The sequence below is a fragment of the Pseudomonas monteilii NBRC 103158 = DSM 14164 genome (assembly GCF_000730605.1).
GTDB lineage: Bacteria > Pseudomonadota > Gammaproteobacteria > Pseudomonadales > Pseudomonadaceae > Aquipseudomonas > Aquipseudomonas monteilii.
Map to the genome: position 1 here is coordinate 53,569 of NZ_BBIS01000040.1, position 23,735 is coordinate 77,303.

27 protein-coding genes are annotated in these 23,735 nt (G+C 61.9%); 7 read left to right on the forward strand and 20 right to left on the reverse strand.

Annotated features, from left to right (window positions below; genetic code table 11):
* Positions 1-3 precede the first annotated feature (3 nt).
* Genes PM2_RS20410 through PM2_RS20430 form a run of 5 tightly spaced genes read right to left on the reverse strand, consistent with a single transcriptional unit; the run spans position 4 to position 3,887 of the window.
* Complete coding sequence (locus PM2_RS20410; RefSeq protein ID WP_016712835.1) at positions 4-636, reverse strand: SCO family protein; 633 nt, start codon at positions 634-636, stop codon at positions 4-6.
* Positions 633-1,526 (reverse strand): heme o synthase, encoded by an 894-nt coding sequence (gene cyoE / locus PM2_RS20415; protein ID WP_016712834.1) that lies wholly within the window; start codon positions 1,524-1,526, stop codon positions 633-635. The genes PM2_RS20410 and cyoE overlap by 4 nt, the downstream gene beginning before the upstream one ends.
* On the reverse strand, positions 1,511-2,590 hold the full coding sequence (locus PM2_RS20420) for a COX15/CtaA family protein (RefSeq protein ID WP_016712833.1): 1,080 nt from the start codon (positions 2,588-2,590) through the stop codon (positions 1,511-1,513). The genes cyoE and PM2_RS20420 overlap by 16 nt, the downstream gene beginning before the upstream one ends.
* A 9-nt stretch (positions 2,591-2,599) precedes the next feature.
* Positions 2,600-3,181 carry a PA_0111/PP_0108 family redox-active disulfide protein gene (locus tag PM2_RS20425; RefSeq protein WP_016712832.1) on the reverse strand — a complete coding sequence of 194 codons (582 nt, stop codon included), beginning with the start codon at positions 3,179-3,181 and terminating at the stop codon, positions 2,600-2,602.
* Entirely contained in the window at positions 3,150-3,887 is a 738-nt protein-coding gene (locus PM2_RS20430) for an SURF1 family protein (protein WP_028699530.1), read from the reverse strand. The genes PM2_RS20425 and PM2_RS20430 overlap by 32 nt, the downstream gene beginning before the upstream one ends.
* Before the next feature lie 51 nt (positions 3,888-3,938).
* Between PM2_RS20430 and PM2_RS20435 the strand changes: the two genes are divergently transcribed.
* The gene (locus tag PM2_RS20435) at positions 3,939-4,142 is read left to right on the forward strand and encodes a twin transmembrane helix small protein (RefSeq protein ID WP_003253030.1); all 204 of its coding nucleotides are present in this window, start codon (positions 3,939-3,941) and stop codon (positions 4,140-4,142) included.
* Between the two features lie 24 nt (positions 4,143-4,166).
* On the opposite strand, the gene PM2_RS20440 is transcribed toward PM2_RS20435, so the two are convergent.
* Genes PM2_RS20440 through coxB form a run of 4 tightly spaced genes read right to left on the reverse strand, consistent with a single transcriptional unit; the run spans position 4,167 to position 8,408 of the window.
* Positions 4,167-5,054, reverse strand: coding sequence for a cytochrome c oxidase subunit 3 (locus PM2_RS20440; protein WP_028699531.1), 888 nt, complete (start codon positions 5,052-5,054; stop codon positions 4,167-4,169).
* A 16-nt stretch (positions 5,055-5,070) separates the two neighbouring features.
* Positions 5,071-5,637: a cytochrome c oxidase assembly protein gene (locus PM2_RS20445; RefSeq protein ID WP_028699532.1), complete on the reverse strand. Its 567-nt coding sequence runs from the start codon at positions 5,635-5,637 to the stop codon at positions 5,071-5,073.
* A gap of 10 nt (positions 5,638-5,647) precedes the next feature.
* Positions 5,648-7,237, reverse strand: a complete 1,590-nt coding sequence (gene ctaD, locus PM2_RS20450) for a cytochrome c oxidase subunit I (protein WP_016497403.1) — start codon at positions 7,235-7,237, stop codon at positions 5,648-5,650.
* Between the two features lie 43 nt (positions 7,238-7,280).
* Positions 7,281-8,408 carry a cytochrome c oxidase subunit II gene (gene coxB, locus PM2_RS20455; protein ID WP_016712828.1) on the reverse strand — a complete coding sequence of 376 codons (1,128 nt, stop codon included), beginning with the start codon at positions 8,406-8,408 and terminating at the stop codon, positions 7,281-7,283.
* Between the two features lie 369 nt (positions 8,409-8,777).
* On the opposite strand from coxB, the gene PM2_RS20460 reads away from it, so the two are divergent.
* Positions 8,778-9,419, forward strand: coding sequence for a hypothetical protein (locus PM2_RS20460; protein ID WP_016712827.1), 642 nt, complete (start codon positions 8,778-8,780; stop codon positions 9,417-9,419).
* 70 nt (positions 9,420-9,489) lie between these two features.
* Here PM2_RS20460 and PM2_RS20465 read toward each other — a convergent pair whose 3' ends face one another.
* The 6 genes from PM2_RS20465 to prlC all read right to left on the reverse strand — a co-directional run bounded on the left by PM2_RS20465 (position 9,490) and on the right by prlC (position 17,769).
* Entirely contained in the window at positions 9,490-11,022 is a 1,533-nt protein-coding gene (locus tag PM2_RS20465) for a SulP family inorganic anion transporter (protein ID WP_016712826.1), read from the reverse strand.
* A gap of 190 nt (positions 11,023-11,212) precedes the next feature.
* The gene (locus tag PM2_RS20470; RefSeq protein ID WP_016712825.1) at positions 11,213-11,932 is read right to left on the reverse strand and encodes a carbonic anhydrase; all 720 of its coding nucleotides are present in this window, start codon (positions 11,930-11,932) and stop codon (positions 11,213-11,215) included.
* A 273-nt stretch (positions 11,933-12,205) separates the two neighbouring features.
* Complete coding sequence (locus PM2_RS20475; RefSeq protein ID WP_016712824.1) at positions 12,206-13,264, reverse strand: PA0069 family radical SAM protein; 1,059 nt, start codon at positions 13,262-13,264, stop codon at positions 12,206-12,208.
* 70 nt (positions 13,265-13,334) lie between these two features.
* A complete protein-coding gene (locus PM2_RS20480; protein WP_028699533.1) occupies positions 13,335-15,329 on the reverse strand; it encodes a M3 family metallopeptidase in 1,995 nt (664 codons plus the stop codon).
* A 110-nt stretch (positions 15,330-15,439) separates the two neighbouring features.
* Positions 15,440-15,721 (reverse strand): YheV family putative zinc ribbon protein, encoded by a 282-nt coding sequence (locus tag PM2_RS20485; protein ID WP_016712822.1) that lies wholly within the window; start codon positions 15,719-15,721, stop codon positions 15,440-15,442.
* Positions 15,718-17,769, reverse strand: a complete 2,052-nt coding sequence (gene prlC, locus PM2_RS20490; protein ID WP_232890132.1) for an oligopeptidase A — start codon at positions 17,767-17,769, stop codon at positions 15,718-15,720. The genes PM2_RS20485 and prlC overlap by 4 nt, the downstream gene beginning before the upstream one ends.
* A 102-nt stretch (positions 17,770-17,871) precedes the next feature.
* Here prlC and PM2_RS20495 point away from each other — a divergent pair, with 102 nt between their 5' ends.
* A complete protein-coding gene (locus PM2_RS20495) occupies positions 17,872-18,420 on the forward strand; it encodes a gamma carbonic anhydrase family protein (RefSeq protein WP_016712820.1) in 549 nt (182 codons plus the stop codon).
* A gap of 20 nt (positions 18,421-18,440) precedes the next feature.
* Entirely contained in the window at positions 18,441-19,091 is a 651-nt protein-coding gene (locus PM2_RS20500; RefSeq protein ID WP_028699535.1) for an HAD family hydrolase, read from the forward strand.
* Positions 19,092-19,125: 34 nt separating this feature from the next.
* On the opposite strand, the gene PM2_RS20505 is transcribed toward PM2_RS20500, so the two are convergent.
* On the reverse strand, positions 19,126-20,199 hold the full coding sequence (locus PM2_RS20505; RefSeq protein ID WP_028699536.1) for an aminopeptidase: 1,074 nt from the start codon (positions 20,197-20,199) through the stop codon (positions 19,126-19,128).
* Between the two features lie 85 nt (positions 20,200-20,284).
* On the opposite strand from PM2_RS20505, the gene PM2_RS20510 reads away from it, so the two are divergent.
* Positions 20,285-20,698 carry a PA0061/PA0062 family lipoprotein gene (locus tag PM2_RS20510; RefSeq protein ID WP_016712817.1) on the forward strand — a complete coding sequence of 138 codons (414 nt, stop codon included), beginning with the start codon at positions 20,285-20,287 and terminating at the stop codon, positions 20,696-20,698.
* A gap of 55 nt (positions 20,699-20,753) precedes the next feature.
* Entirely contained in the window at positions 20,754-21,167 is a 414-nt protein-coding gene (locus tag PM2_RS20515) for a PA0061/PA0062 family lipoprotein (protein WP_028699537.1), read from the forward strand.
* Between the two features lie 35 nt (positions 21,168-21,202).
* Here PM2_RS20515 and PM2_RS20520 read toward each other — a convergent pair whose 3' ends face one another.
* On the reverse strand, positions 21,203-21,436 hold the full coding sequence (locus tag PM2_RS20520) for a DUF1161 domain-containing protein (RefSeq protein WP_016712815.1): 234 nt from the start codon (positions 21,434-21,436) through the stop codon (positions 21,203-21,205).
* 73 nt (positions 21,437-21,509) lie between these two features.
* A complete protein-coding gene (locus tag PM2_RS20525) occupies positions 21,510-21,935 on the reverse strand; it encodes an OsmC family protein (RefSeq protein ID WP_016712814.1) in 426 nt (141 codons plus the stop codon).
* Positions 21,936-22,089: 154 nt separating this feature from the next.
* Here PM2_RS20525 and PM2_RS20530 point away from each other — a divergent pair, with 154 nt between their 5' ends.
* Positions 22,090-23,094, forward strand: coding sequence for an LLM class flavin-dependent oxidoreductase (locus PM2_RS20530; protein ID WP_016712813.1), 1,005 nt, complete (start codon positions 22,090-22,092; stop codon positions 23,092-23,094).
* Between the two features lie 37 nt (positions 23,095-23,131).
* Here the strand turns inward: PM2_RS20530 and PM2_RS20535 are convergent, their stop codons facing one another.
* Entirely contained in the window at positions 23,132-23,353 is a 222-nt protein-coding gene (locus PM2_RS20535; RefSeq protein ID WP_016712812.1) for a DUF1161 domain-containing protein, read from the reverse strand.
* 101 nt (positions 23,354-23,454) lie between these two features.
* Complete coding sequence (locus PM2_RS20540; protein ID WP_003253076.1) at positions 23,455-23,670, reverse strand: dodecin; 216 nt, start codon at positions 23,668-23,670, stop codon at positions 23,455-23,457.
* Positions 23,671-23,735 lie beyond the last annotated feature (65 nt).

Here is a 23,735-nt window from a genome sequence, read left to right on the forward strand (position 1 = left end):
TCATCAATCTCGCTTGACCAGCCCGGGCAACTGCGCCACCAGCTTCTGGTTGTTGAACGGCGCACGAATAAACCCACGCTGACGCCCATCCGGCCCCACAACCGCCAGGTTACCACTGTGATCCACGGTATACCCCGGCTTGCTGGTATCGGCCGGAATGAACGGAATGCTCAAGGCATTGGCCAACTTCTGGGTATCCTCGATCGATCCCGCCACCCCGACAAAATCCTTGTCGAAATAGCCCAGGTACTGCTTCAGCTGGTTCGGCGTGTCGCGGTTCGGGTCCACACTCACCAACACCACCTGCAGCCGGTCAACGGTTTCCTTGGGCAACTCGCTCTTCACCTGGCGCAACTGGGCCAAGGTAGTCGGGCAGATGTCCGGGCAGTAGGTGTAGCCGAAGAACAGCAGCGACCATTTGCCCTTCAGGTCATCCAGTTGCACTGGCTGGCCATCCTGGTTGGTCATGGTCACGTCAGCCACGGTACGGCTCTGCGGCAGCAGGATGATGCCGGCGTCGATCAGCTCGGTAGGATTGGGCTGGTCGCGGCCATTGAGCACCTTGTTGACAGTCAGGCCCATGATCAGCGCGACCAAGGCAACGAGGATAAAGACGGTTTTCTGGGTTCGGGTCATAGGTTCAGCAACAGGTAGTGGTCGAGGAGCAACGCGATGAACAGCGCAAACAGGTAACCGATAGAGTACTTGAAGGTGCCGATCGCCGCGTGCGGCCGGCTGCCACGGTACAACACCCAGGCCCATTGCAGGAAGCGCAGGCCCAGCGCCAGGGCACAGGCCAGGTACAGCGGGCCGCTCATGTGGATGGCATACGGCAACAGGCTGACCGCCAGCAATACCAGGGTGTACAGCAGGATATGCAGCTTGGTGTAGCGCTCGCCGTGGGTCACCGGCAGCATCGGGATATCGGCTTTGGCGTATTCTTCCTTGCGGTGGATGGCCAAGGCCCAGAAGTGCGGTGGCGTCCAGGCGAAGATGATCAGCACCAGCAGCAAGGGTTCGGCGCTGACATGGCCGCTCACGGCCACCCAGCCAAGCAGCGGCGGGGCGGCGCCGGCCAAGCCACCGATGACGATGTTCTGTGGCGTGGCACGCTTGAGAAAGCCGGTGTAGAGCACCGCATAGCCGAGCAAGGACGCCAGGGTAAGCCAGGCGGTCAGGGCGTTGGTGAACACCAGCAGCAGCGCCATGCCCAACAGTGCGAGCGCCAAGGCGAACGACAGTGCGGGCAGTGGCTCGACCCGGCCCTGGGCCAGGGGCCGCTTGTGGGTACGGGCCATCAGCGCATCGATGCGCCGATCCACCACATGGTTGACCACCGCCGCACCACCTGCACACAAGCCGATGCCCAGGTTGCCGAACAGCAGCACGCTCCAGCTCACGCCGGCCCGGGTGGCGAGGAACATGCCTGCCAGCGAGGTAATCAGCATCAGCACCACCACCTTGGGCTTGGTCAGCTCCAGGTAATCGCGCCAGCTGGCCCGCCGTGCGCTCAGAAGCGTCGCCACGAATCGTTCCTCATGTGATGGGAAGTGCCCACGCCGGCCACCGGCCGCAGGCGCCAGCCGTGGCCGACACCCACGCGCACCTTGTCGACCACGCGAATGCGATAGTTCACCAGCACCATGCTCAGCAGCAACATCGCCCCACCCGCGTTGTGCGCCACAGCCACCGCCAGCGGCAGGTGGAACAACACATTGCTGATGCCCAGGCCCACTTGCAGGGCCAGCGCCAACAGTACCAGCCGCGCCAGACCGGGGAGGCCACAGCGGTGCAGCTTCCAGCTCAGCATCAAAAGCACGCAAGTCACCAACAATGCCCCCAGCCGATGGCTGATGTGGATGGCCGTGCGTGCATCACTGTCCAGTTGCCCGCCGAGGTAGTTGGGGCCCACGTGCTGGGTCAGGTGAAAGCCGTTGCTGAAGTCCGCCGCCGGCCACCACTGGCCATGGCAAGTGGGCAGGTCAATGCAGGCGACCGCTGCGTAGTTGGCACTGACCCAACCGCCCAGGGCGATCTGACCGATCACCACCAGCAGGGCCAATGCAGCGATCCGGCGCAAGCTCAACGGCAACTTGGGCAATGGCGCAAAAGCCCGGGATAGACGCAGGGATAGCAGGAACAGCAGGCTCAACGTAGTGAACCCGCCGAGCAAGTGCGCGGTGACCACCTGTGGCCACAGCTTCAGGGTAACCGTCCACATGCCGAAAGCCGCCTGGGCCAGCACCACACCCAGTAACAACACAGGCAGGCGATAGGGCTGGCCATCGCGAGCATGCCGGCGCACCGCCTGAAAGGCGAGCAGGGCAATCACCACGGCCAGCGTGCCGGCGAAGTAGCGATGGACCATCTCGGCCCAGCCCTTGGCCTCTTCCACGGGGTGATCGGGGAAGTGCAGCTCGGCATGGGCCAACTGGGCCTCGCTCTTGGGCACGCTGATGAAGCCGTAGCAACCCGGCCAGTCCGGGCAGCCCAGGCCGGCGTGGGTCAGGCGGGTATAGGCGCCAAGCAGGACGACCAGCAGTGCCAGCAGGGTGGCGAATACAGCCAAGCGGAATCCAGGTCTGGCCATGGCAGGCTCCTAGCCGATGTTGGACAGCTTGAGCAGGTGGCGCAGGTCGTCCAGCACATGCTTGCCGTTGACCTTGCCGTCGTAACGCAGCACCAGGTTGCCGTGCGGGTCGACGATCCACAGCTGCGGGCCAGGCTCGCCAACCTTCTGCAGGTAGTGCTGGGCATCCAGCGGGTAACGTTGCAGTTGCGGGTACTCACGGCCAAGCAGCGCCTGGTAGTCGTCGCTCAGCGGCTGGGCGGCGGCCAGCGCATGGCTGGCGCGGCTGGCATCGCGGCCCAGGCCGACTTGGATCTGCCGGGCCAGGTACACCAGGCGCTGGCAATCCTCTGCACAGGCTTCGGGGGCGCTGACCAAGAGTTGCCAACGCGCGTCCTCGCCCGCCACGCCGATATCGGCACGGCTCTCACCGTTACCGATCATCGCGCCGTGGTAGCTGCGGCCTTCCGGCACCCAGAACTTGAGCTTGTACATGCTGGTGGCCAGGATCATCGGCCCGAGTACCACCAGCAAGATCAACAGCAGCTGCAAACGCCCGCGGGCTCTGGGTTTGCCACGTTCAGGCACGTCCAGTGGAGTGGCGGTGGCCATGGCGTTTCTCCTTGTTGTGGTGCCAGCCAAAGTAGAGGTAGAGCAGAACCAATGCGGCAGAAAGGGCAAACCACTGCACGGCGTACCCCAGGTGTTTTTCCGGGCCCATGGCGACTACTGGCCAATCCAGGCGATAGGCTGCCGGGCCTGGTTCCAGACGCAGCTCATGGGCGTAGCCTTCGCGGTCCAGTTGCAGCCAGAGCTGTGCGGCATCAACGGCCGTGAGCAGATGCGGCCATTGGCCGCCTTCCGGGTCGGGATGCAGCTGGAACGTGCTGCCGGGTGATATGTACACTGAAGCGTCCAGCGCCATGGCCTGGGAAGGGGTATCGAAATGCACGGGCACGCGGCGGTCTGGCCAGGGCAGCCAGCCGCGGTTCACCAGCAGCCACAGGCCGCTGGCCTGGTCATGGAAGGGTTGCAGCAGTTCGACACCGGCCTGGCCGTCGCGCATGCGGTTATCCAGCAACAGGCTGTGCCCGGCGTCGAAGCGGCCATAGAGGTGAACGCGGCGCAAGGCGTTGTCTTCGTTCGCTGCCAGCTGGGCCGTGGCGATTGGCGCGTCGACCCGCCGCTCGGCATAGGTGGCCAACAGGGTGCGCTTTTCCTCGGCACGGCCGAGTTGCCAGCAGCCAAGCGCTATCAGGCCCGGTAGCAGTGCAAGCACCACCAGGGTCGGTACCCAGCCTGGGCGAAACGGCCTCATGGGCGCCTCGCTATACTTATCCACATCACCGCATCCCCCCGGAGTAGCGCCATGCTCAAGGCCGCGATTGTCCTGATGCTGTTGGCCACGATTGCCAGCCTGTTCAGTGGCCTGGTGTTTCTGGTCAAGGACGATGAAAACTCGACCCGCCTGCTCAAGGCGCTGACCGTGCGGGTGACCCTGGCGGCCCTGACCATTGGCCTAGTTGCCTGGGGCTTGATCAGCGGTCAGCTGGTTTCCCATGCTCCCTTCTGAATCTCTGAGTACCTGGCCTCGCTCCTACAGCACGTATACAAAGATGAACAACCCAACCCACACCACATCGACGAAGTGCCAGTACCAACTGGCCGCCTCGAAGCCGAAATGTTTCTCCGGGTTGAAATGCCCACGCACAATGCGCACGAACATCACGATCAGGATGATCGTCCCCAACGTCACGTGGGCGCCGTGGAAGCCGGTCAGCATGAAGAACGTCGCCCCGTAGATCCCCGAACCCAGCGTCAGGCCCAGCTTGGTATAGGCCTCGTGGTACTCGTAGGCCTGCAACGTAATGAAGCTGATACCCAGAAGAATGGTCAGCGCCATCCAGAACTTCAGTGGTCCACGGTGATCACGGCGCAACGCATGGTGCGCAATGGTGATGGTCACACTGGAACTGACCAGTAGGATGGTGTTGATCAGCGGCAGGTGCCACGGGTCGATCACTTCCTTGGGCGGCGGGAACAGTTTTGGGTCGGGCGTGTGCAGCAGCGGCCAGTTGAACTCGAAAGTCGGCCACAACATGTGCGCAACCCCTTTGGCCCCTTCGCCCCCCAGCCACGGCCCAGCCAGCACACGCACGTAGAACAGCGCACCGAAAAAGGCGAGGAAGAACATCACCTCGGAGAAGATGAACCAGCTCATGCCCCAGCGGAACGAGCGGTCCAGCTGCGGGCTGTACAACCCCGCGCGGCTCTCCTTCACCACGGCGCCGAACCAGCCAAACAGCATGTAGGCCAGGAACAATGCACCCACGAAGAAAATCAGCGGCCCGTGCGATTCCGGGTGGCCGGCCTTCATGTCATTGAACCAGGTGCCCAGGCCAAACACCGTGATGAACATGCCGATGGTGGCGATGATCGGCCACTTGCTCTGCGCCGGGACGTAGTAGTGCTCATGACTTGCCATTGCTGTTCTCCTTCCCTTAACGGGCGCCCTGGACGTCCTGGGCCGCAACATGCGCGACCGGCGGGTGGCGAGCGGTGATGTCGAACAAGGTGTAGGCCAGTGTCAGGTGCTTCACGCTGGCCGGCAGGTCGCGGTCGACGATGAAGCGCACCGGCATCTCGATGCGTTCGCCGGGCTGCAGCACCTGCTGGGTAAAGCAGAAGCACTCGGTCTTGTGGAAATACGCGGCGGCCTCGGCCGGGGTAATACTGGGTATCGCCTGCGCACTCATCGGCCGGTCGGTCGGGTTGTAGGCAATGAAAATCATCTGGTTCACCGCACCCGGGTTGACCTCCAACTGGTCAGCCGTGGAGTAGAAATCCCAGACCATGTCGCTGGCATTGGTCGACATGAACTGTACGCGCACCGAACGCGACGGGTCGCTGACCTGGCTGCCTTCGTATTGCCCGCCAGTCTTGCCGTTGATGCCAAAGGCCTTGCACATCACGTCGTAGATCGGCACCAGGGCGAAGCCGAAGGCGAACATCACCACCGTCAGCATCAGCAGGCGCGTTACCAGGCGTTTGAGCGACAGGCCGTTCATGGCGGGCTTCCTATTTCACTTCCGGTGGTGTCTGGAAGGTGTGGTAGGGCGCAGGCGAGGGGATCGACCACTCCAGGCCCTCGGCGCCATCCCAAGGCTTGGCCGGTGCCGGCGCACCGCCACGGATGCACTTGATGACGATGAACAGGAAGAAGATTTGCGTGGCACCGAACATGAAGGCCCCGATCGACGACACCATGTTGAAGTCGGCGAACTGCAGGTTGTAGTCCGGAATGCGCCGTGGCATGCCGGCCAGCCCCACGAAGTGCATGGGGAAGAAGGCCATGTTCATACCGATGAACGACAGCCAGAAGTGCAGCTTGCCGAGGGTTTCGTCGTACATGTGGCCGGTCCATTTCGGCAGCCAGTAGTAGGCCGAGGCGAAGATGCCGAAGATCGCCCCGGGCACCAGCACGTAGTGGAAGTGTGCGACCACGAAGTAGGTGTCGTGGTATTGGAAGTCCGCCGGGGCGATGGCCAGCATCAAGCCGGAGAAGCCGCCGATGGTGAACAGGATGACGAAGGCGATGGCAAACAGCATCGGCGTCTCGAAGGTGAGCGAGCCTTCCCACATGGTGCTGACCCAGTTGAACACCTTCACCCCGGTGGGCACGGCGATCAGCATGGTGGCGTACATGAAGAACAACTCGCCCACCACCGGGATGCCGACCACGAACATGTGGTGGGCCCAGACGATGAACGACAGGAAGGCAATCGCGCCGGTGGCGTACACCATCGAGGTGTAGCCGAACAGCGGCTTGCGCGAGAACGCCGGGATGATCGAGCTGACCGCACCGAAGGCGGGCAGGATCATGATGTACACCTCGGGGTGGCCGAAGAACCAGAACACATGCTGGAACAGCACCGGGTCACCGCCACCGGCAGCGCTGAAGAAGCTGGTACCGAAGTGGATGTCCATCAGCATCATGGTCACCACACCGGCAAGCACCGGCATCACCGCAATCAGCAGGAACGCGGTAATCAGCCAGGTCCAGACGAACAGTGGCATTTTCATCAGGGTCATGCCGGGGGCACGCAGGTTGAGGATGGTGGCGATCACGTTGATCGCGCCCATGATCGAGCTGATGCCCATCAGGTGGATGGCGAAGATGAAGAAGGTGACGCTGGCCGGGGCGTAGGTGGTGGACAGCGGGGCGTAGAAGGTCCAGCCAAAATTCGGCCCGCCGCCGGGGCTGAACAGGGTCGACACCAGCAACAGAAACGCCGCCGGCAACAACCAGAAGCTGAAGTTGTTCATGCGCGGCAGGGCCATGTCGGGCGCGCCGATCATCAACGGGATCATCCAGTTGGCCAGGCCGACGAAGGCCGGCATCACCGCGCCGAACACCATGATCAGGCCGTGCATGGTGGTCATCTGGTTGAAGAACGCCGGCTCCACGATTTGCAGCCCGGGCTGGAACAGCTCAGCCCGGATTACCATGGCGAACGAGCCGCCGAGCAGGAACATGATGAAGCTGAACCACAGGTACATCGTGCCGATGTCTTTATGGTTGGTGGTCAGCACCCAGCGCATCAGGCCCTTGGCCGGGCCGTGGGCGTGCTCATGGCCGTGGGCGTGGTCGTCGATCACTGTGCTCATGTCCTGTCTCCTGCAACCCATTGATTGCCGCGAGTAACCCGGTTCATTGCGCTTCTGCCTGCTTCAGCGCCAGCACGTCCTTCGGCGTGACCATGTCGCCTTTGTTGTTGCCCCAGGCGTTGCGTTCGTAGGTGACAACGGCGGCAATGTCGACTTCCGAGAGCTGCTTGCCGAACGCCGCCATGGCAGTGCCGGGCTTGCCGTGGAAGACGATGCCCAAGTGGCCTTCCTTCGGCCCGGTGGCAATCTTCGAACCCTTCAGTGCCGGGAACATCGGCGGCAGGCCCTGGCCTTCGGCCTGGTGACAGGCCACGCAGGTGGTGTGGTAAACCTTGTCGCCACGCGCCACCAGCTCTTCCAGGGTCCATTCCTTGCTGGTCAACTCTTTGAGCTTGGCGGCTTCAGCCTTGCGCTCGCCCAGCCAGGTGTCGTAGTCGGCCTTGGACTTGACCTCCACCACCACCGGCATGAAGCCATGATCCTTGCCGCACAGCTCGGTGCACTGGCCACGGTAGATGCCGGGCTTTTCGATACGGGTCCAGGCTTCGTTGACGAAGCCGGGGATGGCATCGCGCTTGACCGCAAAAGCCGGCACCCACCAGGAATGGATCACGTCGGCGGCCGTTACCAGGAAGCGCACTTTGGCACCCACCGGCAGCACCAGCGGCTGGTCGACTTCGAGCAGGTAGTGCTCGTCCTTGGGGGCCTTGTTGTGAATCTGGTCGGCGGGGGTGGCCAGGTTGCTGAAGAACTCCACGTCCTGGCCCAGGTATTTGTAGTGCCACTTCCACTGGTAACCGGTGACCTGAATGTCGATGTCCGACTCGCTGGCGTCGTAGATGTCGATCAGGGTCTTGGTGGCCGGGATGGCCATGGCCACCAGAATCAGGAAGGGCACCACGGTCCAGAGGATTTCCACCCAGGTATGCTCGTGGAAATGCGCGGCCTGCTGACCGGTGGAACGGCGGTGGATGACCATCGACCAGAACATCGCGCCGAAAACCACGATGCCGATGATCACGCAGATCCAGAAGATGGTCATGTGCAGGTCGAAGACGGCGTTGGAGACTTCCGTCGCCCCCGGGTGCATGTTCACGGTCCAGGCCGCGTTGGCCTGACCAAAAACCGACCACAACAGGAGGCCCATCCAGACATGTGGATGTCGCATCATTGCGGGTTCCCCTTCTAATTCTTGTTGTCCCGGAGGCGTGGCCTGCGGCAAGAGGGAACGGCGGTCAAGACTGCCTGGCTTCGACGACCGAGCCCCTGCTAAAAGCAGTCGGGCCTCATCAACGAATCACGTTCACCGGGAGTATAGACAGCGACCAATGGCACGCAATGAAGCCTGTGAAATGAACTTCACGAAATGGCCAAATTGCCTGAAAACCGCACGCTTGAGGGGGTATGGCGCAATAATGGCACCTTGATATGCCGGAGAGCGCACACGTTTGCGAGATTTATAACAAATAGGTCTTAGGTATTCTGTATACCGAGCTAATTTAGTGTCTTCCGTTTGAAACGTAATGTCCCTGGAGTTGTCATGAACATCGCTGCTGTACGCGAGCAGGTAAGCCAAGCCCATCAACATGAAGGCCAGACGGGCCAATTGAAACAGCGTCTCGAGCTGCAACTGCCCCACCTGCACCCCTCGATCCAACTGCCTGAGCAGGACGCCCAGGGTACTTTGGCGCGCTTCGTCAGCGCCTACATCGATCAGGTTCCGGAACTGCTGGAGGCCGCCCACGAGGTCGCCCGCGAAGCCGGGATCGAATCGCAGATCAAACCTGTACTGAAAATTGCCGAGGCCTACTTCCTGCAGCCGCCCAGCGTGATGCAAGGGCATGTAGGCCTGGACTGCCTGCTGGATGAGGCCTATCTGGCGCACCGCCTGGTGGAAGAGGTGAACGACCTGTATATCCGTCACTTCCAGCAGCCGCTGATCCCGGTCGATACCACCGTCGCCAATCTGATTGCCCACCAGCTGATTGGCGAGGAGTTTGCCAACCAGCTGGATGAGGTGGTGCATCACTCGGTTGACGAAATGCTCAATGACGAGAGCTTTGCGGTGGAGTCTGTTGAGGCTTATCGCGAGAAACTGAGCAGCCCGGCAACTGGCGAGGCCTGGAAGCGCTGGCCGTGCCTGTCGCGGCAGCTGGGTGTCGAGCTGGGTCAGCCCGCCTGATTATCCTGTCCCGGCCTCTTCGCGAGTAAACCCGCGAAGAGGCCAGTTCAGGCAATAGAGATGTTCAGTTTCAGGCCCCAACCCCCGCCGTAGTCCGCAACCGCCCCTCGATCCGCCGCTTCAACCGCCGCTGTTCTATCAGCAACCGCGACCCATTCGCCGCATTGCTGCGGCCCCAGTCTTCAAGCAGCTCAAGGCACGAGTGGTCGATGTAGCTCAGGTTACCCAACGGCACATGCAGCGTGGTTCCCGCCGGTACAGTATCCAGCACCTGAGTCAGCGCCGGTACCTTGAGGAACGTCGCCGCACCGCTAAGCCGCAGCTCCATGTGCCCAGCCTTCTCCAGGCTCACCAGATTGATCTTCAGCCGCGCCGCCTTGAACGCCAGCTTCAGCAAGGTCAGGGCAAAGCCAAGCAGCACGCCGGTCAGCAGGTCGGTAAAGATGATCGCCAGCGCTGTCGCCGCATAGGTGAACATCGGCATGCGGCCATAACGGCCCAATCCGCGAAACGCCTTGAAGTCCACAAGCTTTACCCCGGTATACACCAGCACACCCGCCAGGCTCGCCACCGGAATCTGTTGCAGCACGCTACTCAGCGCCACTACGAACGCCAGCAGCCAAAGGCCATGGAAGATCGCCGAAGCCCGGGTTTGCGCACCCGCTTGCACATTCGCCGAACTGCGCACGATCACGCCAGTCATCGGCAAAGCACCCAACACACCGCAGAGCATGTTGCCGATCCCCTGGGCCGACAACTCACGGTCGAAGTCCGAGCGCTGGCCGCTGTGCATGCGGTCTACCGCCGCAGCCGACAGCAGGGTTTCAGCGCTGGCAATGAACGCCAGGGCGAAGGCTGCGACCAGCAGGGTAGGGTCGGCCAACTGCATCAGATCTTCCGGGCGGATCCAGTCGATGGCCTCGGACAAGTCTGCCGGCACCTGCACCCGGTTGACCGGCAAGGCCAGCCACATGCTGATGCCGGTCATCGCCGCAACACCCAGCAGGGCACCCGGGACGAAGCGCAGCCGCTGCGGCCGCAAGCGCTCCCAGCCCCACATGATGGCGATGGTACCCAGGCCCAGCGCACCGGCCATCCAGCCGGTACCGGCGCTTTCCCGTGGCAGGGCTGCGGCCACGGTTGCCGGGAACTCCAGCAGGTTCTGCATACCTGAAGGCTGGGGCGCGGTGTCGAACATGACATGCACTTGCGACAACACGATCAGCACGCCAATCCCCGCCAGCATGCCGTACACCACCGCTGGCGCAGTGACGCGGAACCAGCATCCCAGACGCAGGCGCCCGGCCAGCAACTGCAGCACCCCGGCCAACAGCAAAATCGGCCCAAGCATGGCCATGCCATGCTGGCGCACCAGCTCGAACACCAGCACCGCCAGGCCGGCGGCCGGGCCGCTGACCTGTAGCGGCGAACCGGCGAGAAAACCTACGACAATGCCGCCGATAATGCCAGTAATCAGCCCTTTGGCCGGCGGCATGCCCGAGGCGATCGCAATGCCCATGCACAACGGCAAGGCCACCAGAAAGACCACCACCGACGCCAACAACTCACGCGGCAGGGCCGCTTTCAACTGTGTAATGTTCACCGTGTTTCTCCATTCTCAGTCACACAGCCATTCCCCTGGCCGTGGGCACGTTTGCCCCTGACGAGCGCGCAGGCGCGGGCCGCCAGCGGGCGTGCCGGCAGGGCAGTCAGGGAATTCAAGGCAGCAGAAGGCCGCGCCACACCCTGAAGGGTGCAGCCGGCTATCAAGGTTCTAGCGGTGGATGGGTCGCTTAGTAGCGGCCTCTCGGGGTAGCGCAGGGGACCGGCTCGCCAGCAGCCAGGGGCAGGAAGCTGTCGCTGGCGGCATCGTAGGCTTCGATCTTGCTGGTCTCGATGTCGTAGACCCAGCCATGGATGTACAGCTCACCGGCTGCCAGGCGCGAGGCAACCGAAGGATGGGTACGCAAGTGATGCAGTTGGGCGATTACGTTTTCCTTGGTCAGCACCTGCATCGTCTCGTGTTCGCTACCGCACGAGCAGTTGTTTTCGACCACGGTGCGCGCCACTTCAGCGTGACGCAACCAGGCGGAAACGGTTGGCATCTTGGTCAGCGATTGCGGGTTGAGTACCGCACGCATGGCGCCGCAGTCGGAGTGGCCACACACAATGATGTGATGCACCTTCAGAGCAAGTACGGCGTACTCGATCGCGCTGGAAACACCGCCATTCATCTGGCCATAAGGCGGTACCACGTTACCCACGTTACGGGTCACGAACAGGTCGCCTGGCGAGCTTTGGGTGATCAGCTCGGGGACGATGCGCGAGTCGGCGCAGGTAATGAACATGGCACGCGGCGTCTGCGCAGTGGCGAGCTTCTTGAACAGCTCTTGCTGCTCGGGGAAGACGTCATGGTGAAAGCGCAGGAAGCCGTCGACGATGTGCTTCAGGGCTGCATCGGCGCCCTCGGCGGGTACATCCGGAACGACCTTGGATGGGTCCTTGACGGGCATGATTCATCCTCTTGACGGTGTGTAGGTAAATCCATTTTACCGGTGAAAGATTCTGGCTATGCAGGGATTTAGATGACACGCACGGGCCATTGATCACAGTCGGTGTGGACTGATTTCCTACGCTAGCGGGGAAAACTTAACTGAAACTTAATTCGACGGCTCTAGAACGGGCGTTCCAGACAGGAAAGGCGGGATCTGGATAATAGCAAAAAAGCATCAGTTGCCAATATAGATTAGCAAAATTATTGGGTGTTATTAGCTGAGTTACAGGCTTCAGAACAACACCATCTGGCCCCCGGGTGGGCAGAATGCCGAGCAATCCAGTGCCTGCGCTTCCCGCCCCTCAAAGTTCAGCCGCTTCATGGCCTTGGCAAAACGCTGGGCCAACAGCTCGGCAAACACGCCTTCACCGCGCATGCGCGCACCAAACCGGCTGTCGTACAGCTCGCCGCCCCGGCTCTGGCGGATCAGGCTCAGTACATGCGCAGCCCGTTGCGGGTAATGGTCTTGCAGCCACTGCTCGAACAGTGGCGCCACTTCCAGCGGCAGGCGCAGCATCATGTAGGCCGCGCTCTGTGCGCCGGCTTCCCTGGCAGCCTCCAACAGGCGTTCCAGTTCACTGTCATTGATCATCGGGATCATCGGCGAACACAACACACCCACTGGCACACCCGCTTCGCGCAATACCCGGATAGCCCTCAACCGTGCGCCGGGAGAGGCCGCGCGTGGCTCCAGCACCCGCTTGAGATCATCGTCCAGCGTGGTCAGGCTGATCATTACCCGCGCCAGGCGCTGGCGGGCCATCTCGGCCAGCAGGTCGAGATCACGCAACACCAGCGAACCCTTGGTGACAATGGTCACCGGATGGCGAAAACGCAGCAAAACCTCAAGCAGCCGCCGGGTGAGCATGTGCTCCCGCTCGATCGGTTGGTAAGGGTCGGTGTTGGAGCCCAGGTTGATCGGCGCGCACACGTAGCCCGGTTTGCTCAATTGTTGCGCAAGCACGTCGGCGGCGTTGGTCTTGGCAATCAGCTTGGTCTCGAAATCGAGGCCGGGGGAAAGGTCCCAATAGGCGTGCGAGGGGCGGGCATAGCAGTAGATGCAACCATGCTCGCAGCCACGGTAAGGGTTGATGGAGCGGTCGAAGGGCAGATCGGGCGAGGTGTTACGACTGATCACCGACTTGGCGGTCTCGACCCGCACTTCAGTGCCTTGCGTCTGTGGCACTTCTTGGTACCAGCCATCATCCACTGCCACCGAATGGCTCGGGGCAAAGCGGTTATGTGGGTTGTACGCCGTGCCACGGCCCTTTTGCGGTGCTGGAGGAATCATGGCTCACCTCTATACTGTATACACATACAGTATAATGCACGCCAGAATCTTTCCAGCACCTCTGGTCTGGCTACTTCAGGCCATGCCAGCTCAGGTAAGCTGCCTGTTCAGATTGCCGCCCCAGAAACACCTCGATGCCTTCGCGCAGTGGGCGCGATGCACCTGGGGCGAACAACGCGTCCTGCAGGGCCTGGCCCGTGGCCCGGTTCAACAGGCCCTCGGCCTCGAAGCGCGTGAACACGTCAAAGGCCTGCACATCCGACCACAGGTAGGCGTAATAACCCGCATCGTAGCCACTCACCAGGTGGTCGAAGGCATGCGCCGGGTGCTCGAAATCAGCGAGTGGCCAGTAGCCACAGCGCTCACGGGCCTCATTCAGGCGCTGCTCAAAGGACCTGCCATCGTTCGGTGCGGCATGCAGGTCCATGTCGAACAGCGCCAGGCTCAGATGACGCGCGATTTCCTCCACGCCCTCCTGCCGCAGCGCCTTCAGGCATTCATCGGCTTGCCGCCGGGTCAGCGGGCTGCCATCGCTTGCATGAGCCGAAATCGACACCAGGTAATCAGCATCCCAGACCCAACGCTCGAACAGCTTGCCAAACAGCTCCACACCATCGGTGCCCAGTTCGGTCACGTTGGACATCACGTGGTTCGTCGTACGCACCAGTAAATGGTGCAGGGCATGGCCGAACTCATGGAACAACTTGCGCAGTGACAAGTGGTCGAGCAATGGCTGGCTGCCTGGCGGTGCTTGCGGCACATCGCTGAAAACCACCACCGACGCGGCCTGGTAGATACCCTCGGCATCGACCCGGCGGTTGCGTATGTATGTGGTGAACACGGAGTCTGGCTGCTTTCCGGCATGCTGCACGGCATCCAGATACAGAAAACCGATGAAGGCATTGTCCTGCCACACCTCGAACGGCTGCACGCTTTCATCCCAGGTCCCGAGCGGCTTAGGCTGCAGCACCATACCAAACAGCCTCTGCGCCAGCGCCTGTAACGCGCTGACAACCGTGTTCAGCGGGAAGTAGTCACGCAGGATTTCGCTGGACAACTCGCCGCGCGAAGACGCCTGCAAGTAGTCGTAGTCCCAAGGTTGCGGATTCTCCAGCCCGTGATCGGCAGCCTGACGCGCCACCTGTGAGCGCCAGCGCAACATGGCCGGGCGCACATCATCGGCCAAGGCATGAAGAAAGCCGCGCACCTGAGCCACCGAACCCGCACTCTTCACATGCAGGCTCTGCTCCAGATGGCCGGAAAAACCGAGCAGAAGGGCCTTTTCCTCGCGCAGTTGGGCCAGGTGCTGCAGATATGAGCGGTTGTCCAGTTGCGGATCCTGGCTGACGCCACGGGTGTGGAATGCCCGGTAAACACGCTCACGTAGCTGGCGGTTGGTGGCATGCTTGAGCACCTCATCAGTGGTCACGCTGTCACAGGCTATCAACCAGATCCGCTCACCGCTTTCCTGCGCCCGTGCAGCCAGTGTGTCGCGTATCCGCTGTGGGATGCCGCTCAACTCGGACTCATCGGTAATACTCAGCCCTGGCCGGTTGATGTTGCTGCGAAATGCGTTGCAGGCGACAACGATCTGCGCCTGAAGGTCTGCCAGACGCGCCTTGCCAGGGGCATCGAGCAACGCCCCGCTGGAGACAAATTTGTCCAGATGCCAACACAAGGTGGCGCGTTTCTGGGCATCCAGCTGCTTGCCAATGTCACTGTTGGCCAAACGCTTATAGAGTGCATGCAAACCCATGTTGACGAACTTCTGTTCGAAACGTGCCGTCGCTTTACCGTCAAACTCGATGATGGCGTTGGCCCAGGCTTCATCCCGGCCAACCAATGGCGAGGCGGCATACAACACCGCCAGTAGCTGGCTGTCCAGGCCGTCCACGGCCAGCACCATGTCATCCCAGGTGGGCATGGCCTGCTGATCACGGATGATGCGCTCGATCCCTTGCTCGTGCGCCAGTAGCACATGATCGAAAGCCGCACGCATGCTTTCAAGGGTGATGGAAGGGAAATCGATAGGGATGTGGCTAGCTTGCAGCAGAGGGTTGTCCATGGCGTGTCACTTTGCTCGTGGAAAGGAGCAAGAGAGCGTGCATGGCCAGCGTATGCCAGAGGGCCTGACTATCTACCACCCGGGCTTTGCACCCGGGTGGCATGACAGCATTACTCAGCCGGTTTCTTCAGCTTCGGATTCGGGAAGAACTGCACCGTCTGCACCTTGGCCGGCGCGGCCTTGGGTGCCAGGTGGTTGACCCGGGTGCCAAGCTCCTTGGGCACCGAAAGCCCCTGCTCGTTGAGGGTATCGGTGAAGCCACAGGCCACACACTCGCGGTGCGGGGTGTCGTCTTCGCTCCACATCATCAGCTTGTCAGGCTCGCTGCACGCTGGGCATACCGCCCCGGCAATGAAGCGTTTCTTGGTCTTGTTCACAGCAACCTCGCTCATGCTGCAGCGCTCTCGGTGAGGCCACTGTGGCGCAGCAACGCATCGATGGAAGGCTCACGCCCACGGAAGTCGACAAACAGCTCCATTGGCTCGCGCGAACCACCACGGGCCAGGATCGCCTCACGGAACGCGCGGCCAGTTTCGGCATTCAGCACGCCTTCTTCCTCGAAACGCGAGAAGGCGTCGGCCGACAGCACTTCGGCCCACTTGTAGCTGTAGTAGCCGGCGGCGTAACCGCCCGCGAAAATGTGCGCAAAGCTGTTGGGGAAGCGGTTGTACGCCGGTGGGCGCATCACCGACACCTCGTCGCGCACGCCTTCGAGCACCTGCAACACGCTGCGGCCGTCGCCATGGGTGGCATGCAATTCGAAGTCGAACAGCGAGAACTCCAGCTGGCGCACCATCATCATGCCCGACTGGAAGTTCTTCGCCGCCAGCATCTTGTCCAGCAGGTCCTGGGGCAGGGGGGCGCCAGTTTCGTAGTGGGCGGAGATCAGCGCCAGGCCTTCCGGCTCCCAGCACCAGTTTTCCATGAACTGGCTCGGCAGCTCGACCGCGTCCCAGGCCACGCCGTTGATGCCGGATACACCGGCATGCTCGATGCGGGTCAGCATGTGGTGCAGGCCGTGGCCGAACTCGTGGAACAGGGTGGTGACTTCATCGTGCGTCAGCAGCGCCGGCTTGCCGGGTGCGGCCGGGGTGAAGTTGCACACCAGGTTGGCCACCGGGCTCTGCAGCTCGCCAGCGGCAGTGCGACGACGGTCGCGGGCGCCGTCCATCCAGGCACCGCCGCGCTTGTTGGCGCGGGCGTACAGGTCGAAGAAGAAGCGGCCGACGTGCTGGCCGTTTTCTTTGATTTCGAACAGACGCACGTCCGGGTGCCAGCTGTCGAAGCCCTTGAGCTCAGCGATTTCGATGCCGTACAGGCGCTGCACGATGCTGAACAGGCCGCTCAGCACCTTGTCGATCGGGAAGTAAGCACGCAGGGCTTCCTGCGAAACGCTGTAGCGTTGCTCGCGCAGTTTCTCGCCAAAGTAGCCGGCGTCCCAGCTGGCCAGCTCAGGGCAGCCTTGTTCGGCGGCGTAGGCTTTCAGTTGCTCCAGGTCCTGGGCGGCAAATGGCTTGGAACGCTTGGCCAGGTCACGCAGGAAGTTCAGCACCTGGTCGCTGGACTCGGCCATCTTGGTGGCCAGGCTCAGCTCGGCGTAGTTCTTGTAGCCCAACAGTTCGGCCAGCTCCTGGCGCAGGCCGAGGATTTCCTGCATCACCGGGCCGTTGTCGAACTGGCCGGCGTTCGGGCCCTGGTCCGAGGCGCGGGTGCAGTAGGCGGCGTACAGCTCTTCGCGCAGGGCGCGATCACTGGCGTAGGTCATGACTGCGTAGTAGCTGGGGAATTCCAGGGTGATCAGCCAGCCGTCGAGGCCCTTGGCCTGGGCAGCGGCGGCCATTTGCGCCTTGGCCGAGTCGGTCAGGCCAGCCAGCGCGGCTTCGTCGGTGACGTGCTTGGTCCAGGCCTGGGTCGCATCGAGCAGCTGGTTGGAGAAGCGGCTACCCAGCTCGCTGAGCTTGCTCTGCACTTCGGCGTAACGCTGCTGCTTGTCTGCCGGCAGGTCGATGCCCGACAGGCGGAAGTCACGCAGGGCATGCTCGAGGATAGTCTTTTGCGCCACGTCGAAACCGGCGGCTTCGGGGCTGTTGATCAAAGCCTGGTAGGCGTCGAACAGCGCACGGTTCTGACCCAGTTCGGTAGAGTAGGCGCTCAACGCCGGCAGGCACGACTCATAGGCCTCGCGCAGTTCAGCGCTGTTGCACACCGCATTCAGGTGGCTGACCGGGCTCCAGGCAGCACCCAGGCGGTCGTTCAGTTCATCCATGGCCAGCACCAGGCCAGCCCAGGAGGGGTTCTTGCGCTGCTTGTCGAGGATCTCGGCAATGGCTTTACGGTTGTCGGCCAGGATCGCTTCGATCGCCGGCAACACGTGTTCGGCACGGATTTGCGAGAAGGGCGGCAGATCGTGGGATTGCAGAAGCGGGTTGTTCGCAGTCACGGTTTGGATACCTTGGCAGAAGAAACACTGCCCCATCTTAATTACAATCGACGCCGACCGCAGCAGGCAGCCTGCCTATCGGCACAGATGAGAGACGCTATCATGGCCATCCGAAGCTTCCAGCAACACACTCCGAAAGTTGGATCACGGGCCTTTATCGACCGTTCGGCGGTAGTGCTGGGCGATGTGGAGATTGGCGAAGACAGCTCGGTCTGGCCGTTGACCGTGGTGCGCGGCGACATGCACCGCATTCGTATCGGCGCACGCACCAGCGTGCAGGATGGCAGCGTGCTGCACATCACCCATGCCGGCCCTTTCAACCCGGACGGCTTCCCGCTGATCATCGGCGACGAAGTGACCATCGGCCACAAAGTGATGCTGCACGGCTGCACCCTGGGCAACCGCATTCTGGTCGGCATGGGCAGCACCATCATGGACGGCGCCATCGTCGAGGACGAAGTGATCATCGGCGCCGGCAGCCTGGTGCCGCCCGGCAAACGCCTGGTCAGTGGCTACCTGTACATGGGCAGCCCGGTGAAACAGGCCCGGCTGCTGAACGACAACGAGCGCGCATTCTTCTCCTACAGCGCCGGCAACTACGTGAAGCTCAAGGACCAGCACCTGGCCGAAGGCTACGACCAACCGGAATGATCCCGATTACCGAGACGAACATGCACCAGCAAAACATCCTCTTCGACCTCGACGGCACCCTGACCGACCCACGCCTGGGCATCACCCGCTCGATCCAGTACGCCCTGGCCAAGCTGGGTATCGATGAACCGGACCTGGCCCGCTTGGAACACTTCATTGGCCCGCCCTTGCTGCAAGCCTTCATGCAGTTCTACAGCTTCGACCAAGCCAAGGCCTGGGAGGCGGTGAACTTCTACCGGGAGCGCTTCCGTGTAACCGGCCTGTACGAAAACCTGGTGTTCCAGGGTGTGCCGGAGTTGCTTGAAGCCCTGAACGGGCAAGGCCGCACGCTGTACATCGCCACCTCCAAACCCTGGGAGTTCGCCCGTGAAATCGCCCGGCACTTCGCCTTCGACCACCACTTCAAGGTGATCTACGGCAGCGAACTGGACGGCACCCGAACCAACAAGGTCGAGCTGATTCGCCACCTGCTGGACGAAGAAGGGCTGGACCCGGCACAGACGCTGATGATCGGCGACCGCAAGCATGACCTGATTGGCGCACGCAGCAATGGCTTGCAGGCCGTGGCGGTGGGGTATGGGTTTGGTAGCCAGGAGGAGTTGATGGCGGAAGAACCGGCCTATCATTTTGCGACCTTGGCCGAGATGCATCAGGCATTTCTCAAGGCTTGATGGCCTTGGGGGGCTGCTTCGCAGCCCCAAAATCTCACTGGCTAACCATCAACCCCTGTAACGCCGCCTTCCTTTCAGTAATCGGCAACCGTCCCAGTTGCTCGACCCGCTCATAAAACCGCCCCCAATCCCCACCCACCTCGCGGAACAGCGCCTCAAACGCAGGCACCCATTGGTCATAAAGCCCGAACGGCAACAATTTGGCATTGTTCAGCGGCCCATACACCCAGGCGTCATAGCGTTTGTCACCCCCCCACTGGCCATCACGCACCTGCCGGTACTCGCGCCTCAAGCGCTCGAACTCGGCCCGCTTGGCCTGCCGCTTGTGCGCTTCGTCCAGTGTGCCTGAATAGATCGCCTGCAGCCGTTCACGGCTGGCCAGCACCAGCCGGATGAACTGCTCACGCTGCTGTCCCTGATCCCCGCCAATGGCGGCAAGCCCACGCGCCACGCGCCATTGCCGCGTGCCTTCCTGCTCGACGAAGGAGGCAAACGACTCGTTGAACTCGGTGTCGTTCTGCACATAAAAGCGCTGGTGAGCCAGTTCATGGAAGATCAGCGTGGCCAGGCGCTCGTCGCCCCAGCCCACCATCGAAGAGAGAATCGGGTCATCGAACCAACCCAGCGTCGAATACGCCTCCACACCGCCAACGTACACATCCAGCCCGTCTTGCCGCATCAGCGCCGCCGCCCCACGGGCCGCGCCTTGCTGGTAGTAGCCGCGATACGCCACGCACCCCGCGATCGGGAAGCAGTGCGTAACAGGCTGCAACGACAACTCGGGCGTGGCGAAGACATTCCACACCACATAAGGCCGGCCAATGTCGGCGTAAACCCGGTAGCTGTGGTTATCCGGCAGTTTCATCTGCTGGCTGGCGAAGACCCGCGCCTGTTCAGCGTGTGCCAGGTGCGATCGTAACTGCGGGGGTGTCGCCGGGTCGGCTATCACCTGCGCGACAGGCTGCCGAGCACGCAGCAATTGCCACTGGCCCTCAGCCAACTGCCCATAGTAGGCAACGCTGCTGCAACCGTTCAGCAGGAGCGCGGCCAGCAGGGGAACCAAACGGATGAAAACGCGGTCGAGTGCCCCAGGGCCTGAGCGCTGCATAAGAAAAAGTCGAAGCATCCGGGACTGTCTGACTCGCTCAAGGCCGATTCACTCCAAGACTATCTCGCCAAGGGGGAGTTTCGCCATGCGTGCATTGTTGGTCGCCGGTTCACTGTCGCTACTTTGTGCCTGTTCAACGTTGCCAGACCCGGACCCGAACCAGGCCTGGATCGACCTCACCCCCTACGACAACACGTCGCTGCACGCCGTGCAGGTCGACGAACGAGAGTGGGTCGACAGCCGCTATTTTGAGGTACCGCCTGGCAGCCACGAGCTGACCGTGCGCTACCAGTTTCCGGTTACCCCCAGCAATATCGGCCCGGTCGATGAGCCGCTGTGGCGCGATTGCCAGGTCAAGCTGACCTTCAAGGACTTCAGCGCCGGGCAGCGCTACCAGCTGCAAGCCGGCAGCATTGGCTTCCGCCCCTGGATCAAGCTCTACGACCAGCAGCAAAAACTGCTCGGCCAAGGCCTGCCTGCAGGCTGCCAACGCACCTGAACCCCGCAAACGGCGCTATGCTTGTACCTTGTACATCGCAAGTGGGAGTCTTGCCATGCGCCAGCCCATGATGCTGATCGCCCTCAGTGCGCTGGGGGCTTGCGCCAGCCCCTTGCCCCCCGTCGACCCCAAGCAGGCCTGGGTCGACCTCTACACCATGACCCCCGGCCGGGTGATCATGGCCGACCGCCTTGACGGGAAACGCCTGGAGGATGGCCGTTACTTCCAGGTAACGCCCGGCAAGCACGAACTGGTGGTGCGATTCGATTATGAAATCTACTCCGGCGGCATCATGAGCGAGCCCCGGGACCGCTCCTGCTACCTGACCGTGCGTTTTGACAACTTCAAGGCCGGCGAGCGCTATCGCCTGGAGGCACGGGCTCCGGTGATGGAGCCGCAAGTGCTGCTGTACGACGCCAGCCGCAAGGTGCTGGTGAACGAGCCTAGCGATGTGTTCTGTATTCCGTGAAATCCGGGGCTGCCACGCAGCCCCGGGTCTCATGGCTACCGGTCATTCTTTTGGTAGATTATCTTCTTCGTCCCGCCATCGCAGGTCCCGACCACCATATTCTGGTCCTTGACCTCGCTGTTGGGCACGATCTCCAAGGTGTAGGAAGGCACGCCCTGCGCCTGGATCTTGGCCTCGATCTCGGCTTTCAGCTCCTCGCACGGTTTCACTGCCGCCAACGTGGAGGTGGCGGCCAGGGAAGCCAACACGGCGATTGCTACGCGAATCATGGAACGGCTCCTGAAGAGGCAGCGTGCTGCCGACGCTGTTTAGACTACAGCAAACCGCCACCGTTGCGCCGCTTCAGCCAACCAGCGCGGCATCCAGGCTGATCTTCGCGTTCAGCACCTTGGACACCGGGCAACCTTCCTTGGCCTTGTTGGCTATCTCCAGAAACTGCGCTTCGCTTGCACCAGGCACCTTGGCCCTGAGCACCAGGTGCACGGCTGTAATGGCAAAGCCATCAGGCAGCTTGTCTAGCGTCACCTCGGCAGCAGTGTCGATCCGGTCCGCCGTGAGCCCCGCTTCACCAAGCATCATCGACAGCGCCATCGAAAAACAGCCCGCATGGGCTGCACCGATCAACTCTTCCGGATTGGTCCCCGGCGAGCCCTCAAAGCGGGTGTTGAAGCCATAAGGGTTCTGCTTGAGCGCGCCGCTTTCTGTGGAAAGCAGGCCAGTGCCGTCCTTCAGGCCACCTTGCCAGATCGCCGATGCTGTCTTTTTCATGCTGCCTCCTTGTCTTTCGGTTACGTGCTTATGGGTTCAGAGGCCAGCCGCCTACAGCAAGTTCAGACCAATCTCACAGCAAGCATTGAATCCCCCGAATATGCCCATACAGAGATCAAAAGGCCTCTGGCCAACCAACTTTGCGGAGGCTCCAATGACGCAACTGCGCGACCTGAAAATTTCCACCCTCGATCTGGTGCCGGTACGCGCCGACGCCGGCCCCGCGCAGTCGCTGCGCAATTCGCTGGACCTGGCACAACACGTCGAGCGCTTTGGCTACAACCGCTTCTGGGTGGCCGAGCACCACAACATGGACGGCATCGCCAGTTCGGCCACCTCGGTGCTGATCGGTTACCTGGCCGGGGGGACGTCGACCATTCGCGTGGGCTCAGGAGGGGTGATGCTGCCCAACCATGCGCCACTGGTGATCGCCGAGCAATTTGGCACCCTGGCCAGCCTGTACCCCGGGCGAATCGACCTGGGCCTGGGCCGTGCGCCAGGTTCAGACCAGATGACGGCTTACGCCTTGCGCCGAGACCGCGCCGGTGGCCCGGACGACTTCCCGGACGATGTCGAGGAGCTTTCGCGCTACCTCGGCCCACGCACCGATGATCAAAAAGTGATCGCCGTACCGGGGCATGACACCGACGTACCCATGTGGTTGCTGGGTTCCAGCCTGTTCAGCGCCCAGCTGGCCGGGATGCGCGGCATGCCCTACGCCTTCGCCTCGCACTTCGCACCGCGCTACATGCACGAAGCCATCCGCGTTTACCGCAACCACTTCAAACCATCGACCACGCTGGACAAGCCGTATGTGATGCTGGGCATTCCCATGGTGGTGGCCGAAACCGATGAAAAGGCCGAGTACCTGGCTACCTCGGTGTACCAGCGCATCCTGGCGCTGATTCGCGGGCAGAGCCTGATGCAAAAGCCGCCAGTGGAAAGCATGGATGGGCTATGGCTGGCGCATGAGCGGGATGCTGTGGGTAGCTTCCTGGGCCTGGCGATGATCGGTAGCCCGCAGAAAGTACGGGCCAAGGTGGAGGTGCTGCTGGAGCAAACCGGGGCGGATGAGCTGATCTTTACTTGCGACCTGTATGAACATGCAGACCGGGTGAGGTCCTATGAGCTGTTGGCGCAGGCCTTGAAAACCGAGTGACCTCCTTCGCGGGCTTGCCCGCGAAGGAGCCAACACTTCAACCGCGGCGGTACACAATCTCCTTGGTACCGGCCTCACAGCTGCCAATCACCTTGCCGGCCGGCTCGCCTTTGTTGACGATCTCCAGCTTGTATCCGGTGACGCCCTTGGCATCCAGCTTGGCCGCAATCTCCGCCTTCAGCTCCTCGCACGGCTTGCCCGCCGCCATGGCGCTGCCAGCCAGGGTCATAAGGCCCAGGGCCAGAATCAGTTTGTTCATCGATCGCTTTCCTTGTGCAGATGAAATCAGAAAGGGCGCCCGCCAAGGCGCCCCCTTCCTAAATACCCCATCAAGCCGGGATCATCTACCCCGGCGCAGCATCAGCTGTTGGCGATACGGAAACCGACTTTCAGCGTGACCTGGAAGTGCGCGGCCTTGTTATCGCGGATATGACCACGGGTATCGACCACTTCGAACCACTCCAGGTGCTTGATGCTCTTGCCCGCTTCGGCCAGGGCGTTGTTGATCGCCTCTTCGATGCTGGTGGGCGAAGACCCCACCAGTTCGATCTTCTTGTACGTGTGATGATCGGTCATGAGCGTTCTCCTTGGGTGACGGTGATTTTTTAGACTAGCAGCGCAGGCCTGGTTTATCTGCGAGC

Coding starts and splice junctions, on each gene's coding strand:
- PM2_RS20410 (WP_016712835.1), bottom strand. CDS start 636: ATGACCCGAACCCAGAAAACCGTCTTTATCCTCGTTGCCTTGGTCGCG.
- PM2_RS20420 (WP_016712833.1), bottom strand. CDS start 2,590: ATGGCCAGACCTGGATTCCGCTTGGCTGTATTCGCCACCCTGCTGGCA.
- PM2_RS20425 (WP_016712832.1), bottom strand. CDS start 3,181: ATGGCCACCGCCACTCCACTGGACGTGCCTGAACGTGGCAAACCCAGA.
- PM2_RS20430 (WP_028699530.1), bottom strand. CDS start 3,887: ATGAGGCCGTTTCGCCCAGGCTGGGTACCGACCCTGGTGGTGCTTGCA.
- PM2_RS20435 (WP_003253030.1), top strand. CDS start 3,939: ATGCTCAAGGCCGCGATTGTCCTGATGCTGTTGGCCACGATTGCCAGC.
- PM2_RS20440 (WP_028699531.1), bottom strand. CDS start 5,054: ATGGCAAGTCATGAGCACTACTACGTCCCGGCGCAGAGCAAGTGGCCG.
- PM2_RS20445 (WP_028699532.1), bottom strand. CDS start 5,637: ATGAACGGCCTGTCGCTCAAACGCCTGGTAACGCGCCTGCTGATGCTG.
- ctaD (WP_016497403.1), bottom strand. CDS start 7,237: ATGAGCACAGTGATCGACGACCACGCCCACGGCCATGAGCACGCCCAC.
- coxB (WP_016712828.1), bottom strand. CDS start 8,408: ATGATGCGACATCCACATGTCTGGATGGGCCTCCTGTTGTGGTCGGTT.
- PM2_RS20460 (WP_016712827.1), top strand. CDS start 8,778: ATGAACATCGCTGCTGTACGCGAGCAGGTAAGCCAAGCCCATCAACAT.
- PM2_RS20470 (WP_016712825.1), bottom strand. CDS start 11,932: ATGCCCGTCAAGGACCCATCCAAGGTCGTTCCGGATGTACCCGCCGAG.
- PM2_RS20475 (WP_016712824.1), bottom strand. CDS start 13,264: ATGATTCCTCCAGCACCGCAAAAGGGCCGTGGCACGGCGTACAACCCA.
- PM2_RS20480 (WP_028699533.1), bottom strand. CDS start 15,329: ATGGACAACCCTCTGCTGCAAGCTAGCCACATCCCTATCGATTTCCCT.
- PM2_RS20485 (WP_016712822.1), bottom strand. CDS start 15,721: ATGAGCGAGGTTGCTGTGAACAAGACCAAGAAACGCTTCATTGCCGGG.
- PM2_RS20495 (WP_016712820.1), top strand. CDS start 17,872: ATGGCCATCCGAAGCTTCCAGCAACACACTCCGAAAGTTGGATCACGG.
- PM2_RS20500 (WP_028699535.1), top strand. CDS start 18,441: ATGCACCAGCAAAACATCCTCTTCGACCTCGACGGCACCCTGACCGAC.
- PM2_RS20505 (WP_028699536.1), bottom strand. CDS start 20,199: ATGCAGCGCTCAGGCCCTGGGGCACTCGACCGCGTTTTCATCCGTTTG.
- PM2_RS20510 (WP_016712817.1), top strand. CDS start 20,285: ATGCGTGCATTGTTGGTCGCCGGTTCACTGTCGCTACTTTGTGCCTGT.
- PM2_RS20515 (WP_028699537.1), top strand. CDS start 20,754: ATGCGCCAGCCCATGATGCTGATCGCCCTCAGTGCGCTGGGGGCTTGC.
- PM2_RS20520 (WP_016712815.1), bottom strand. CDS start 21,436: ATGATTCGCGTAGCAATCGCCGTGTTGGCTTCCCTGGCCGCCACCTCC.
- PM2_RS20525 (WP_016712814.1), bottom strand. CDS start 21,935: ATGAAAAAGACAGCATCGGCGATCTGGCAAGGTGGCCTGAAGGACGGC.
- PM2_RS20530 (WP_016712813.1), top strand. CDS start 22,090: ATGACGCAACTGCGCGACCTGAAAATTTCCACCCTCGATCTGGTGCCG.
- PM2_RS20535 (WP_016712812.1), bottom strand. CDS start 23,353: ATGAACAAACTGATTCTGGCCCTGGGCCTTATGACCCTGGCTGGCAGC.
- PM2_RS20540 (WP_003253076.1), bottom strand. CDS start 23,670: ATGACCGATCATCACACGTACAAGAAGATCGAACTGGTGGGGTCTTCG.